The sequence below is a fragment of the Ornithinimicrobium sp. genome (genome assembly GCF_051004135.1).
Taxonomy (GTDB): Bacteria; Actinomycetota; Actinomycetes; order Actinomycetales; family Dermatophilaceae; genus Ornithinicoccus.
In genome coordinates this window covers 18,613-33,621 of the sequence record NZ_JBPCKQ010000163.1, presented here as the reverse complement: position 1 = coordinate 33,621, position 15,009 = coordinate 18,613, and the positions used below count along the sequence as shown (strand labels likewise).

At 70.6% G+C, this 15,009-nt stretch carries 8 protein-coding genes; 5 read left to right on the top strand and 3 right to left on the bottom strand.

Features of this window, described 5'->3' with window-relative positions; genetic code table 11:
* A partial coding sequence (locus ACR2FV_RS11275; protein WP_434015792.1) for a hypothetical protein occupies positions 1–491 on the bottom strand: 491 nt, incomplete at its 3' end.
* A gap of 47 nt (positions 492–538) precedes the next feature.
* On the opposite strand from ACR2FV_RS11275, the gene glgX reads away from it, so the two are divergent.
* On the top strand, positions 539–2,719 hold the full coding sequence (glgX, locus tag ACR2FV_RS11270; RefSeq protein ID WP_434015791.1) for a glycogen debranching protein GlgX: 2,181 nt from the start codon (positions 539–541) through the stop codon (positions 2,717–2,719).
* Here the strand turns inward: glgX and ACR2FV_RS11265 are convergent.
* Positions 2,693–3,067: a hypothetical protein gene (locus tag ACR2FV_RS11265; protein ID WP_434015790.1), complete on the bottom strand. Its 375-nt coding sequence runs from the start codon at positions 3,065–3,067 to the stop codon at positions 2,693–2,695. The genes glgX and ACR2FV_RS11265 overlap by 27 nt on opposite strands.
* 53 nt (positions 3,068–3,120) lie before the next feature.
* Positions 3,121–5,703, bottom strand: coding sequence for an alpha-glucan family phosphorylase (glgP, locus tag ACR2FV_RS11260; RefSeq protein ID WP_434015789.1), 2,583 nt, complete (start codon positions 5,701–5,703; stop codon positions 3,121–3,123).
* A gap of 77 nt (positions 5,704–5,780) precedes the next feature.
* Between glgP and ACR2FV_RS11255 the strand changes: the two genes are divergently transcribed.
* The 4 genes from ACR2FV_RS11255 to pgm are packed head-to-tail and all read left to right on the top strand — an operon-like array spanning position 5,781 to position 14,915.
* Positions 5,781–7,862 carry an alpha-1,4-glucan--maltose-1-phosphate maltosyltransferase gene (locus ACR2FV_RS11255; protein ID WP_434015788.1) on the top strand — a complete coding sequence of 694 codons (2,082 nt, stop codon included), beginning with the start codon at positions 5,781–5,783 and terminating at the stop codon, positions 7,860–7,862.
* A complete protein-coding gene (gene treS, locus ACR2FV_RS11250; RefSeq protein WP_434015787.1) occupies positions 7,862–9,577 on the top strand; it encodes a maltose alpha-D-glucosyltransferase in 1,716 nt (571 codons plus the stop codon). Before ACR2FV_RS11255 ends, treS begins: the two co-directional genes overlap by 1 nt.
* Positions 9,577–13,266, top strand: coding sequence for a 1,4-alpha-glucan branching protein GlgB (glgB, locus tag ACR2FV_RS11245; RefSeq protein WP_434015786.1), 3,690 nt, complete (start codon positions 9,577–9,579; stop codon positions 13,264–13,266). Before treS ends, glgB begins: the two co-directional genes overlap by 1 nt.
* Complete coding sequence (gene pgm / locus ACR2FV_RS11240; RefSeq protein ID WP_434015785.1) at positions 13,266–14,915, top strand: phosphoglucomutase (alpha-D-glucose-1,6-bisphosphate-dependent); 1,650 nt, start codon at positions 13,266–13,268, stop codon at positions 14,913–14,915. The genes glgB and pgm overlap by 1 nt, the downstream gene beginning before the upstream one ends.
* Positions 14,916–15,009: the final 94 nt, after the last annotated feature.

Here is a 15,009-nt window from a genome sequence, read left to right as displayed (position 1 = left end):
GGCCGGTGCCGTGGACGGTAGTCGCCCGACGAGTCCGTCTCCGGCTGCTCGGGGGGAGGCAGGAACGACGCGTGCCACATCTGGACGACCTCCATGATCAGGTTGACGCTGATCTGGAAGAGCGAGGAGATGTCACCACCGAGGGGTACGACGTGCTCGACGCTCACGACGAGGTTGTCGTTGGCGATGCCCACCTTGGCGAGGTTGAGCTGCAGGGTGAAGTCGTTGCACCGCTGCAGACGTTGCGTCGGGTCGTTCGGGACCTGCTCGCCGATGAGCCACTGACCGAAGATCCGCATTACCGGCCAGTCGCCGTCCTGACAGCGAACGAACATCTGCTGCGCCGGCTCCCCGATCGTGAACGCCACGTCGCCGTCGGCGTCGATGTTCGGGCCCAGTCCGAGGTCGCCCAGGACGTCGAGCACGCGGCCGCGCAGCGGGTGCTCGTCAGCGGGCGGCGGGAAGTTCGGCAGGCTGGTCGGGTCGCTCATGCTCCATCACCCATGGAGACACCGTAACCGCCACATACGCTGTCGGCATGTCCCCCCCGCCGCCTCCGCGACCGCTGCGGGACCTCCCCCCACGGCCGGGGATCACGCTGGTGGAAGGGGGCGTCGAGCTCTGCGTCTACGCCGGGCATGCGGACGCGGTGGACGTCTGCCTCTTCGATGCCGGCGACCGCGAGGGCGCGTCCGAACGCCGGGTGCCGCTCACCGAAAGGGCTCACGGCTTCTGGTTCGGCCATCTCGCCGGGGTGACGTCCGGGCAGCGGTACGCCGTGCGGGCCGCCGGACCGTGGGAACCGGAGCGGGGGCTGCGCTACAACGACGCCAAGCTCCTCGTTGACCCCTACGCGCGGGCCATCGAGGGCGATGTCACGTTCGCTCCCGACGTGTTCGGGCACCAGGTCGGCGTCGAGCTCGCGGGCGACCTCGGCCTACGCGACGACCGCGACTCGGCACCCTTCGTCCCGCGGTGCGTCGTCGTCGACGAGCGTTTCGACTGGGAGGGCGACGTGCCGCCACACCGACCGCTTGCCGAGTCGGTCATCTACGAGGTGCACGTGCGCAACCTCACCAAGCTGCTCCCGGGCATACCGGAGCCGTTGCGGGGCACGTATGCCGGGCTCGCCCACCCCGTCACCATCGAGCACCTCACCCGCCTCGGTGTGACCGCGGTCGAGCTGCTTCCGGTGCACGCGTTCACGTCCGAGCCCGAGGTCATCCGCCGTGGCCTGGTCAACCACTGGGGCTACAACACGCTCGGCTTCTTCGCCCCGCACGCCGGGTATGCCGCGGCGCAGGACCCGCAGGGCGTGGTCGAGGAGGTCAAGGGCGCGGTCAAGGTGCTGCACGGCGCGGGCATCGAGGTGATCCTGGACGTCGTCTACAACCACACCTGTGAGCAGTCCGGCCGCGACGGGGCCACGCTGTCATGGCGCGGGTTGGACAACGCCACCTACTACCGGCTCGACGAGGCCGGCCACGATGTCGACGTGACCGGGTGCGGCAACACCGTCGACCTACGCCGGCCGATGGTCGCTGCCATGGTGCTGGACTCGCTGCGGCACTGGGTGCAGACCTTCCACGTCGACGGCTTCCGATTCGACCTCGCCCCGGCGCTGGCCAGGGGTCGCGACGACGCCTACGAGCGCGACCACGCCTTCCACGTCGCGCTGCGCACCGACCCGGTGCTCTCCCGGGTCAAGCTCATCGCCGAGCCCTGGGACATCGGGGTGCACGGGTGGCGCACCGGGCAGTTCCCGCCGCCGTTCGCCGAGTGGAACGACCGCTTCCGCGACACCGCGCGCACCTTCTGGCTCAGCGACGTCGCTCGCGACCTCTCCGGCGAGAGCGGTCACGGGGTGCGTGACCTGGCCACCCGGATCGCCGGGTCCCCCGACCTGTTCGGCGGGGGCGACCGCGGGCCGATCGCGGCGGTCAACCTGGTCACCGCCCACGACGGCTTCACCGCGGCCGACCTCACGGCATACGAGCGCAAGCACAACGAAGCCAACGGCGAGGGCAACCGGGACGGCCACGGCGACAACCGGTCGTGGAACCACGGCGTCGAGGGGGTGAGCGACGACACGGAGACGCTGGCCACCCGGCACCGCAGCCTGCGCAACCTGCTGGCCACGATGCTGCTCTCCCCCGGGGTGCCCATGCTCACCGCCGGCGACGAGCTCGGGCGCACCCAGGGCGGCAACAACAACGCCTACTGCCAGGACAACGAGACGTCCTGGATGGACTGGGCCCTGGCCGACTGGCAGGTCGAGCTGTTGGCGGACGTGCGCGGGCTGGTCGCGCTGCGCTCGAGGTATGCCGTGCTGCGGCCGCGCGAGTTCCCCACCTTCGAGCCGGTGCCCGGTCGGGTGCGGCTGCGTTGGTTCGACGAGGCGGGGGCGGTGATGACCGAGCAGCAGTGGCACGACCCGCGTCGCCGGATCGTGCAGGCACTCTTCGACACCACCCACGACAGCTTCCCGGCCGAGCCCGTCCTCCTGGTGGTCAATGGCGGCGGAGCTGACGCGGAGGTGGTGCTGCCCACTGCGGACAACACCACCTCGCGACCGCCGTGGCACCTGCTGTGGAGCAGCGCCGACACCCTCCCGACGGGCATCGCGGCAACGGAGCAGATCAGCTGCGTCCCGGCAACCAGCCTGGTCCTGCTGGCGCCGTCGGGCGACGGGTCACTCCACGCGACGCCGACGCGCTGAGCCGAGGAAGGTCAAGCCACCGGCCAGCGCGACCACACCCGCACCGGCCCACTTCCACGAGTTGTCTGCGGACGCCGGCTGATCGGTCTCCACGATCGGCCTGGACCCCTGGGCCGCCCCTTGGGCGCACAGGTAGACCGAGCTGAGCTGCAGGGCGTAGTCCTCCTCGTAGATCTTCGCGAGCTCCTGCCCGACGACCGGATAGGAGTCCAGCTTGGCCAGGGGCTCGATGGGCGTGACCCCCGAGTCCTCACCGGGGACGGAGACGAGCACGGAGAGCAACCAGCCATCCCCCGTGGGCGCCTCGCTGGTCAACGTGTAGGACCGTGCGCCCTGCGGGTCATCCATCGTGCAGTCCGGCGAACAGTTTCGTCGCGGCAGCCGAGCGCGCCTCGGGCAAATCAAGGGTGGGCGATCAGCCCCAGCTCCGCGACGCCAGTGAGCCGCTCGTGCGTCGGCAGCACGCGCACCGTCCAGCCCAACGAGCCGGTCCGCGCCAGCTTGAGGTCGCCGGTGAACCGGTGCCGCCCGCCCTCGTAGGACTCCGCGTGGGTCAGCTCGAACACCTCGGTGTCGGTGAGCTCGTCGCTGGCCCGGGCCCGCCCGAAGATCATCTGGGCCCGCACGTCGGCCGGCTGCAGCTCACCGAGCGCGAGGTAGGCGTGCACCTGCACCGTGTCGCCCATCTGCGGGGTGTCGCCCACCCCCTCGGCCTCGACGTGGTCGATCCGCACGTGCGGCCAGTGCGCCTGCACCCGCGCCACGTAGCCCGCCAGGTCGCGAGCTCCCGCGTAGTCGGCATCACGCACCGCCCAGCCCGCCCGGGCGGCCGGCACGTAGAGCGCTTTCGTGTAGTCCTGCACCATCCGGTCGGCCAGCACCTTGGGCCCGAGTGTGCCCAGCGTGTGCTGCACCATCTCCACCCATCGGGTGGGGATGCCGGCTGCGTCCCGGTCGTAGAAGGTCGGCACGACCGAGCTCTCCAGCAGGTCGTAGAGCGCGGCCGCATCCAGGTCGTCGCGCCGCTCGGCGTCCTCCACCCCGTCGGCGGTCGGGATCGCCCAACCGTTCTGACCGTCGAACCACTCGTCCCACCACCCGTCCATGATCGACAGGTTGAGCGCACCGTTGAGCGCGGCCTTCATCCCGGACGTGCCGCAGGCCTCGAACGGCCGCAGCGGGTTGTTGAGCCACACGTCGCAGCCGGGGTAGAGCCGCTGCGCCATCGCGATGTCGTAGTTGGGCAGGAAGACGATGCGCCTCCGGACCTCCGGGTCGTCGGTGAAGCGCACCATGTCCTGGATCAGCGCCTTGCCGGTGTCGTCGGCCGGGTGCGACTTGCCCGCGATGAGCAGCTGCACCGGACGGTCGGGGTCCAGCAGGATGCGCTTGAGCCGCTCGGGGTCGCGCAGCATCAGGGTCAACCGCTTGTATGTCGCACCGCGCCGGGCGAAGCCGATGGTCAAGGCGTCCGGGTCGAGCACGTCCTCGACCCAGCCCAGCTCGGCGGGTGAGGAGCCGCGGCGCTTCATCGACTTGCGCAGCCGGGCTCGTGCGTCGGCGACGAGCTGCTCACGCAGCTCCCGCTTGGTCGCCCACAGCTCGGCCGCGGGCACCTCGCCGACCCGGGACCAGACCTCGCCCGAGCGCAGCGCGTCGGCACCCAGGTGCCGCACGGCCAGGTCGATGACCAGGCGGTCCACCCACGTGCCGGCGTGCACGCCGTTGGTGATCGAGCCGATCGGCACCTCGGCACGGTCGAAGCCCGGCCACAGCCCGGCGAACATCCCCCGGCTGACCTCGCCGTGCAGCACCGAGACGCCGTTGGCGCGCTGCGCCAGCCGCATGCCCATCACGGCCATGTTGAAGATGCCCTCGGCGCCTCCTTCGTACGTCTCGGCGCCCAGGGACAGCAGCTCGCCCAACGGCACCCCGGGCAGCTCACAGGCTCCCCCGAAGTGGCTGCGGATGGTGTCGGCGCCGAAGCGGTCGATGCCGGCCGGGACGGGAGTGTGCGTGGTGAACACGGTCCCGGCGCGCACTGCGCGCTGGGCCTCACCGAAAGACAGCCCGTGTCGGGTACTCAGCTCGCTGATCCGCTCGATCCCGAGGAAGCCGGCGTGCCCCTCGTTGGTGTGGAAGACGTCCGGCTCGGGAGCTCCGGACAGGCGCGACCAGGCGCGCACCGCCCGGACGCCGCCGATGCCCAGCAGCATCTCCTGCTCCAGCCGCTGGTCGCCGCCGCCGCCGTAGAGCCGGTTGGTCAGCTCGCGCCGGGCCGGGTCGTTGGTCTCCACCTCGGAGTCCAGCAGCAGCAGCGTCACCCGGCCGACCTGGGCCCGCCACACGTGCGCCTGCAGCCGGCCGCCGCCCGGCATCGCGAGCTCGATCACGACCGGCGTGTCGTCGTCCTCGCGCAGCATCGACAGCGGCAGGTCGTCGGGGTCCAGCAGCGGGTAGGACTCCTGCTGCCAGCCCTCGGCGTTGAGCCGCTGCCGGAAGTAGCCACTCTTGTAGAACAGGCCCACCCCGGTGATCGGCACACCGAGGTCGGAGGCCGCCTTGAGGTGGTCGCCGGCCAGGATGCCCAGCCCGCCGGAGTACTGCGGCAGCGCCGCCGCGATCCCGAACTCCGGGGAGAAGTAGCCGATCGACTCCGGCAGCGGCCCGTCCGCGGACTCCCCCGACTGCTGCTGGTACCAGCGCGGCTCGGTGAGATAGGTATGCAGTCCCGCCGCAGCTCGCTCGACAGAGGCCACGAAGTCGGCGTCCCCGCGCAGCCGGTCGATGTCCTGCGGACTCAGACTGCTCAGCATGGCGCCCGGGTCGTGCTGCACCTTGTCCCAACGCGCAGGGTCGATGCTGCGGAAGAGGTCGAGAGTCGGGGGGTGCCAGGACCAGCGCAGGTTCAGCGCGAGGTCGGACAGGGGGGCCAGGGCGGAGGGGAGCACGGCACGGACGTGCAGCCTGCGGATTGCTTTCACTCGGCGAAGGATAGGGGAATCCGGGACCAACTCGGCATTCTTCGCCCAAGACCGGCGGAGCCGGTAGCGTCGGGGCCGTGACATCGCGCGCTGACTCCCCTGCCATCGATCGCACCGTCCTGCGCCCGCTGGGCCAGCGTCCCATCGGCCGCATCCCGGTCCAGGATGTCCGCCCGTCAGTCGACGGCGGCGCCCGCCCCACCAAGTCCGTCGTCGGCGAGACATTCGACGTCACGGCGACCGTCTTCCGCGAGGGTCACGACGCTGTCAACGCCACCGTCGTGCTCACCGACCCGGACGGCTCGGAGCAGCAGGTGCCGATGACCCTGCGCAGCGCCGGGCTCGACCACTGGTCAGCCCAGGTCAGCGCCGACCGGACCGGCACCTGGCACTACCGCGTCGAGGGCTGGTCCGACCCCTACGGCACCTGGCACCACGACGCCACCATCAAGGTCGAGGCCGGGGTCGACGTCGAGCTGATGCTCGAGGAGGGGGCCCGGGTGCTGGAGCGGGCCCGCGACGAGGTGCCGCGTGACGCGGCCCAGACCACCCTGCTCACCGACGCGGTCACCGCGCTGCGCGACTCCAGCCGCCCGTCGGGCGCCCGGCTCGCCGCCGGCACCGGTGAGGAGGTGCACAGCCTGCTCACGGCATACCCGCTGCGTGACATGGTCAGCCCGGGACCGGAGCTGACCTGGTGGGTGGAGCGGCCGCTGGCCCTGTATGGCGCGTGGTACGAGATCTTCCCGCGGTCCGAAGGCGCGACGCAGGACCCGGACACCGGGCTGTGGACCAGCGGCACCTTCGCGACGGCCGCGCAGCGGCTGCCCGCCATCGCCGGGATGGGCTTCGACGTGGTCTACCTGACCCCGGTGCACCCCATCGGCCGCACCAACCGCAAGGGCCGCAACAACACCCTGGAGACCGACGAGCACGACCCCGGATCGCCCTACGCGATCGGCGCCGCCGAGGGTGGGCACGATGCGCTGCACCCCGAGCTGGGCGACTTCGACGACTTCGACGCCTTCGTCGAGCGCGCCCGCGCCGAGGGCCTGGACGTCGCCCTCGACCTGGCCCTGCAGGCGGCACCGGACCACCCGTGGGCCACCAGTCACCAGGAGCTGTTCACCACCCGCGCCGACGGCAGCATCGCCTACGCGGAGAACCCGCCCAAGAAGTACCAGGACATCTACCCCCTCAACTTCGACAACGACCCGCCCGGGGCGTATGCCGAGATGCGCCGGGTCGTCCAGGTGTGGATCGACCACGGGGTCACGATCTTCCGGGTCGACAACCCGCACACCAAGCCGGTGGAGTTCTGGCAGTGGCTCATCGCCGACGTGGCGGTCGACCACCCCGAGGTGATCTGGCTGGCCGAGGCCTTCACCCGCCCGGCGATGATGCACACGCTGGGCAAGGTCGGCTTCCAGCAGTCCTACACCTACTACGCCTGGCGCAACGAGGCCTGGGAGCTGCGGGAGTACGTCACCGAGCTGGCGGGTGAGAGCGCGGCCTACATGCGCCCCAGCTTCTGGCCCACCACGCACGACATCCTGACCCCCTACATGCAGTTCGGGGGTCCGACCGCGTTCACCCTGCGGGCAGCGCTGGCCGCCACCCTGGTGCCGACCTACGGCATCTACGCCGGCCACGAGCACTGCGAGAACGTCGCCCGGCCCGGAGCCCAGGAGCAGATCGACAACGAGAAGTACGAGCTCAAGGACCGTCGCTGGGACCTCGACGCCCCCGGAGCCGACCGCAGTGACGAGCCTGCCGAGCGCCGCCACCGGGTCGACCTCGCGCCCTACCTGACCAAGCTCAACCGGATCCGCCGGGAGCATCCCAGCCTGCACTGGCTGCGCAACATCACCTTCCACGCCTGCGACGACGAGAGCTTCCTGGCCTTCTCCAAGCGGGGCGGCGGGGCCGACGACGGATCGGCGTCCGACACCGTGATCGTGATCGCCAACCTCGACCCGCACGCCCTGCGCGAGAGCACCGTGCACCTCAACATGCCCGCCCTGGGTCTGAGCTGGGGCGACGGCTTCATCGCCCAGGACCTGATCACCGGTGAGCAGTGGCACTGGGGCGAGCACGTCTTCGTCCGCCTGGGCATCGGCACCGAGCCCGTCCACATCGTGCATGTGCGGAGGTTTTGATGGTTCGCGGTCTCAACCTCTACCAGCCCGGGCTCAAGCACGACCCTGACTGGTTCCGTAAGGCGGTCTTCTACGAGGCCCTGGTCCGGGCCTTCGACGACTCGACCGGCAGTGGCTCCGGGGACTTCACCGGGCTGATCGGCCGGCTGGACTACCTGCAGTGGCTCGGCGTGGACTGCATCTGGCTGCCGCCGTTCTACGCCTCGCCACTGCGCGACGGCGGCTACGACGTCGCCGACTACACCTCGGTGCTGCCCGAGTTCGGCACCCTGCCGGACTTCCAGGAGCTGATCTCCCAGGCGCACGCCCGCGGCATCCGGCTGATCACCGACCTGGTGATGAACCACACCTCCGACCAGCACCCGTGGTTCCAGGCCTCCCGCTCCGAGCCCGAGGGCCCCTACGGCGACTTCTACGTCTGGTCCGACACCGACGACGCGTATGCCGACGCACGGATCATCTTCGTCGACACCGAGGTCTCCAACTGGACCTTCGACGCGGTGCGGCGACAGTTCTTCTGGCACCGGTTCTTCTCCCACCAGCCGGACCTGAACTTCGAGAACGAGGCCGTCCAGCAGGCGATGTTCGACGTGGTCCGGTTCTGGATGGACATGGGCATCGACGGCTTCCGGCTGGACGCCGTGCCCTACCTGTTCGAGGAGGAGGGCACCAACTGCGAGAACCTCCCGGACACGCACGCCTTCCTGGCCCGGCTGCGCGCGATGGTCGACACCGAGTACCCGGGCCGGGTGCTGCTCGCCGAGGCCAACCAGATGCCGGCCGAGGTGGTCGACTACTTCGGCACCCCGGATGCCCCGGAGTGCCACATGTGCTTCCACTTCCCCGTCATGCCGCGGCTCTACTACGCGCTGCGCGAGGAGACGGCCGAGCCGATCATCACGGTGATGAACGAGACCCCGGCCATCCCCCAGGGCACCCAGTGGGGCACGTTCCTGCGCAACCACGACGAGCTCACCCTGGAGATGGTCTCCACGGAGGAGCGCGCCGCGATGTACGGCTGGTACGCCCCCGACCCCCGGATGCGGGCCAACATCGGCATCCGCCGCCGGCTCGCGCCGCTGCTGGACAACTCGCGCAGCGAGCTGGAGCTGATCAACGCGCTGCTGCTGAGCCTGCCCGGCTCCCCGTGCCTGTACTACGGCGACGAGATCGGGATGGGCGACAACATCTGGCTGGAGGACCGCGACGCGGTGCGCACCCCGATGCAGTGGACCCCCGACCGCAACGCCGGCTTCTCCACCTCCGACCCCGGCAAGCTCTACCTGCCGGTGGTCTCCTCGCTGGTCCACCACTACAACAACGTCAACGTCGAGGCCCAGATGGCCTCGGGGTCCTCCCTGCTGCACTGGACCCGGGGCATGCTGCACGTGCGTGCCTCGCACGAGGTGTTCGGCGTCGGGGAGTTCGTCCTGTGCGAGGCCGACAACCCCGCGGTGCTGGCCTTCGTCCGGATGCTGCCGGTCGATGACCAGGAGCGCCGGGAGGGCCATCCCGCGGTGCTGTGCGTCAACAACCTGTCCTCCCGACCGCAGGCGGCCCGGATCACCCTGCCGGCTCGGCTGCACGGGGCCCTGGCCATCGACCTCTTCGGCGGTCAGGGCTTCCCTGACGTCGACGCGGACGGCACCGTCGTGCTGACGATGGGCACGCGCGACTTCTTCTGGCTCGGCCTGACCCCCGACGAGGACGCCTGATGGCCACGCTGACCCCCATGTTCGAGGAGTTCCTCCCCTCCTGGATGGCCACCCGCCGCTGGTTCACCGGCAAGGGCCGGACGCCCCGGCTGCGCCGGATCGACAGCATGCGCCTGCAGGACCCCGCCGGCGAGGTGGGGGTGGAGGTCCATCTGGTGGCCGACGAGGCGGGACCGACACCCGTGGTCTACCAGGTGCCGCTGACCTACCGCAGTGCTCCGGAGCCTGGGCTGCGGGCCGCGCTGGTCGCCGAGACCGAGCACAGCGAGCTCGGGACGCGCTACATCTACGACGGCTGCCAGGACCCCGTCTTCGCGCAGGCCCTGCTCGACCTGGTCCATGACGGAGCGCAGGCCGGGTCGGACCGGACGCGGGACTCCGGAACCCTGACCGGTCATCCGGTGCACACCACGTCCGCGCGGCCGGTCGTGCACCACGCACGGGTGCTGTCCGGTGAGCAGTCCAACACCTCGGTCATCGTGGATCCCGCCGACGGTCCGCCGTTGATCGTCAAGATCTTCCGTGTGCTCCACGACGGCGACAACCCCGACGTCACGGTGCAGAGCGCCCTGGCGGGGGCCGGCTCCACCCTGGTGCCCCGACCGCTGGGGTATGTCGAGGGACGCTGGAGCGGACCGGACGGCAGCACGGCCGCGGGTCACCTGGCGTTCGCCCAGGAGTTCCTGCCCGGGGTGCAGGACGCCTGGCGCACCGCCCTGCTCGCCGCGCAGGACGACGCCGACTTCACCACCCGGGCGGCCGCGCTCGGGGAGGCCACCGCCGAGGTCCACCTGAGCCTGGCACAGGCCCTGGGCACCAGCCCGGTCGGCGCGGAGCAGCAGGCCGCCCTGGTGCAGCAGTGGCGTGAGCGATGCGCTACCGCCCTCGCCGAGGCACCCGAGCTGGCAGCCCATCGCGACGCCATCCTCGAGGTCTACGCGCAGGCAGCGGCGGGCGACTGGCCTGACCTGCAGCGCATCCACGGCGACTACCACCTCGGTCAGGTCCTGGACGTGCCCGATCGCGGGTGGGTGCTGCTGGACTTCGAGGGCGAGCCGCTGCGCGCGCTCGCCGAGCGCAACCTGCCCGATCTCGCCCTGCGCGATGTCGCCGGCATGGTGCGTTCCTTCGACTACGTCGCCGGCTCGCTGGCCCAAGAGCACGACGGGCTCGACCGCGGTGCGTGGGCCCGGAACGCGCGCCGGGCCTTCCTGGACGGCTACGCCCAGCGCAGCGGCACCGACCTGGACGACGTCAGCGCGCTGTTGGACGCCCTGGAGCTGGACAAGGCGCTTTACGAAGTGGTCTACGAGACGCGCAACCGGCCCTCCTGGGTCGCCATCCCCCGCACGGCCATCACGTCGCTGTTGCACCGACGTGCCGCCCCCAGCACCGACCCGACCCACGCCCGACCGACGGAAGAGATCATGGTGAGCGCACCGCATACCCCGAAGGCCCGTCCGCTGCCCGACCACGAGGTGGAAGCGCTGCTGCAGGGACGGCACGGCAACCCACACGGGCTGCTGGGTGCCCACCCGCACGACGGGGGTGTGACAGTGCGCATCGTGCGACGCCTGGCCCGTTCGGTGGCGCTGGTGCTCACCGGCGAGCGCCGGGTGCCGATGGAGCACGAGACCTCGGGCATCTGGACGGCGGTGCTGGACACCGACGAGGTCAGCGACTACCGGGTCGAGGTGACCTGGGACGACGGGGTGGCCCATCTGCAGGACGACCCCTACCGGTTCCTGCCCACCCTCGGCGAGATCGACCAGCACCTGATCAACGAGGGCCGGCACGAGCAGCTGTGGACGGTGCTCGGCGCGCACGTGCGCCGCTACGACGGACCGCTGGGCACGGTCGAGGGCACGTCCTTCGCGGTATGGGCCCCGCACGCCCAGGGGATCAACATCGTCGGCGACTTCAACCAGTGGGACAACTCCACCCACGCGATGCGGATGCTCGCCTCCTCCGGGATCTGGGAGATCTTCGTCCCGGGGGCGGGTGTCGGCACGCGCTACAAGTTCGACATCACCACGCCGCAGGGGCAGCGGGTGATGAAGGCCGACCCGATGGCGCGCGCCGCCGAGGCCCCACCGTCGTCAGCCTCCATCGTGACCGAGTCCACGCACGAGTGGGGTGACCAGAAGTGGGTCACGCGGCGCGACGAGACCCCAGTGGTGAGCGCGCCGATGAGCGTCTACGAGGTGCACCTGGCCTCCTGGCGCCAGGGGCTGTCCTACCGCGAGCTCGCCGACCAGCTGGTCGACTACGTCAGCGAGCTCGGCTTCACCCACGTCGAGCTGATGCCGGTGATGCAGCACCCCTACGGCCCGAGCTGGGGCTACCACGTCACCGGCTACTACGCCGCCGACGCCCGCCTCGGAGGTCCCGAGGACCTGAAGTTCCTCATCGACCGGCTGCACCAGGCCGGCATCGGGGTGCTGCTGGACTGGGTGCCCGGTCACTTCGCGACCGACCCCTGGGCGCTGTCCCGCTTCGACGGCACCCCCATCTACGAGCACCCCGACCCGCGCAAGGGCTGGCACACCGAGTGGGGCTCCTACGTCTTCGACTTCGGTCGGCCCCAGGTGCGCAACTTCCTGGTCGCCAATGCGCTGTTCTGGCTGGAGGAGTTCCACGCCGACGGCCTGCGGGTCGACGGGGTCGCCTCGATGCTCTACCTGGACTACTCCCGCGAGGACGGCGAGTGGGTGCCCAACCGCTACGGCAGCAACGAGTACCTCGAGGCGGTGGCGCTGCTGCAGGAGACCAACGCCACGGCATACCGCCGGCACCCGGGTGTGACGATCATCGCCGAGGAGTCCACCTCCTGGCCCGGGGTCACCAAGCCCACCGACGCCGACGGCCTGGGCTTCGGCTTCAAGTGGAACATGGGCTGGATGCACGACTCGCTGGACTACATCTCGCACGAGCCGGTCCATCGGCAGTACCACCACCACCAGCTCACCTTCTCGCTGGTCTACGCCTTCTCGGAGAACTTCATGCTGCCGATCAGCCACGACGAGGTCGTGCACGGCAAGGGCTCGCTGCTGCGCAGGATGCCCGGTGACCGGTGGCAGCAGCTGGCCAACCTGCGCGCCTACCTGGCCTTCATGTGGTGCCACCCGGGCAAGCAGCTGCTCTTCATGGGCTCGGAGTTCGCCCAGGAGTCGGAGTGGGCCGACGGGCGCAGCCTGGACTGGTGGCTGCTCGACCAGCCGGCGCACCGGGGTATCGCGGACCTGGTGCGTGACCTCAACACCGCATACAAGGAGGCGCCGGCGCTGTGGCAGCGCGACCACGACTCGTCGGGGTTCCAGTGGCTGGACGCCGACGATGCGGAAGGCAACACCTACTCCTTCCTACGCTGGGGCACACCGGACGCGGACGGCGAGCGCCCTGTGCTGGTGGCGCTGGCCAACTTCGGCGGCGCCCCGCGCGACGTGCGGGTCGGCCTGCCGCAGGGCGGCCGCTGGCGCGAGGCGATCAACACCGACGCCGACACCTACGGCGGGTCCGGGGTCGGCAACATGGGTGTCGTCACGGCCACGGACGAGCCGCACCAGGGGCAGCAGCACTCCGCGTCACTGGTGCTGCCACCGCTCGGCGTGCTGTGGCTGACCCCCGAGGCCAGGCAGGCCGCTGACGCAGCAGCCGAGCCGGAGACCTACTCGAGCAAGGAGCAGTGATGACATCGCACGAGCGCGCCGGTCAGGTCGCCCGCCCCGAGGACCTCGTGGACGTGGCGCACCTGGTCACGGCGTACTACACCACCGTGCCCGACCCGCAGGACGTGGCCCAGCAGGTGGCCTTCGGCACCTCCGGGCATCGGGGCAGCGCCCTGGACGGTGCCTTCAACGAGCAGCACATCCTGGCCACGACCCAGGCCATCTGTGACTACCGCAAGGGCGCGGGCATCCACGGGCCGCTGTTCATCGGCCGGGACACCCATGCGCTGTCCGAGCCGGCCTGGGCCAGCGCGCTGGAGGTGCTCGCCGCCAACGAGGTCACGGCCCTGGTCGACTCCGGTGACGGCTACACTCCCACCCCGGCGGTATCCCGGGCCATCCTGGCGGCCAACGAGGACCGCGCCGGCGCCGCCGTGGCCGACGGGATCGTGGTCACTCCCTCACACAACCCACCGCGCGACGGTGGGTTCAAGTACAACCCGCCCAACGGCGGCCCGGCCGACGCCGACGTGACCGGCTGGATCGCCGACCGCGCCAACGAGCTGTTGCGTGCCGGGCTCGACGGGGTGGCGCGCATCCCGTTCACGCGGGCCCGCGCAAGCGATCTCGTGCAGACCTACGACTTCATGGGCGACTACGTCGCGGCGCTGCCCCGGGTGCTGGACCTGGACAAGGTGCGCGAGGCCGGGGTGCGGATCGGCGCCGACCCGCTCGGCGGTGCCAGTGTCGACTACTGGCAGGCGATCGCCGACGCCCACCGGATCGACCTGACCGTGGTCAACCCCCTGGTCGACCCCACCTGGCGCTTCATGACGCTGGACGGCGACGGCAAGATCCGGATGGACTGCTCCTCGCCCAACGCTATGGCCTCGCTGATCCAGGCCAAGGACGACTACCAGATCAGCACCGGCAACGACGCAGACTCCGACCGGCACGGCATCGTCACCCCCGACGGTGGGCTGATGAACCCCAACCACTACCTCGCCGTGGCCATCGACTATCTCTACGGCGGGGCACGGCCGCAGTGGGGCGAGCAGATGGCGGTCGGCAAGACGCTGGTGTCCTCGAGCATGATCGACCGGGTCGCCGACGGGCTGGGCCGCACCCTGCTGGAGGTGCCGGTGGGCTTCAAGTACTTCGTGCCCGGCCTCCTGGACGGCAGCATCGGCTTCGGTGGCGAGGAGTCGGCCGGCGCGTCGTTCCTGTGCCACGACGGCTCGGTCTGGACGACGGACAAGGATGGGCTCATCCTGGCCCTGCTGGCCTCGGAGATCCTGGCGGCCACCGGGTCCACCCCCTCGCAACGGTATGCCGAGCTGACGCAGGCCTATGGCTCCCCCGCGTACGCCCGGCTCGACGCCCCGGCCGACCGGGAGGCCAAGGCCAAGCTCAAGAAGCTGTCGCCGGAGTCGGTCACGGCGACCGAGGTCGCCGGTGAGGAGATCACCGACATCCTCACCGAGGCTCCGGGCAACGGCGCGGCCATCGGTGGGGTCAAGGTGCTCACCAAGAGTGCGTGGTTCGCCGCGCGGCCTTCGGGCACCGAGGACGTCTACAAGATCTACGCCGAGTCCTTCCAGGGCCCCGAGCACCTGGCCCAGGTGCAGCAGGACGCCCAGCAGGTCGTGGACGCGGCCCTGTCCGGCTGAGCGGGACGACTGTTCGGCTCAGTAGCCCGACTGTTCGGCTCAGTGGCCCGGCTGGTGCACGATCTCGCACACTGATGCCTTGCGCGCGCAGGGC

What these genes read in the sequence shown, in the direction of transcription:
- ACR2FV_RS11265 (WP_434015790.1), bottom strand. Translation starts at nt 3,067, where the DNA reads ATGGATGACCCGCAGGGCGCACGGTCCTACACGTTGACCAGCGAGGCG.
- treS (WP_434015787.1), top strand. Translation starts at nt 7,862, where the DNA reads ATGGTTCGCGGTCTCAACCTCTACCAGCCCGGGCTCAAGCACGACCCT.
- glgB (WP_434015786.1), top strand. Translation starts at nt 9,577, where the DNA reads ATGGCCACGCTGACCCCCATGTTCGAGGAGTTCCTCCCCTCCTGGATG.
- pgm (WP_434015785.1), top strand. Translation starts at nt 13,266, where the DNA reads ATGACATCGCACGAGCGCGCCGGTCAGGTCGCCCGCCCCGAGGACCTC.
- glgX (WP_434015791.1), top strand. Translation starts at nt 539, where the DNA reads ATGTCCCCCCCGCCGCCTCCGCGACCGCTGCGGGACCTCCCCCCACGG.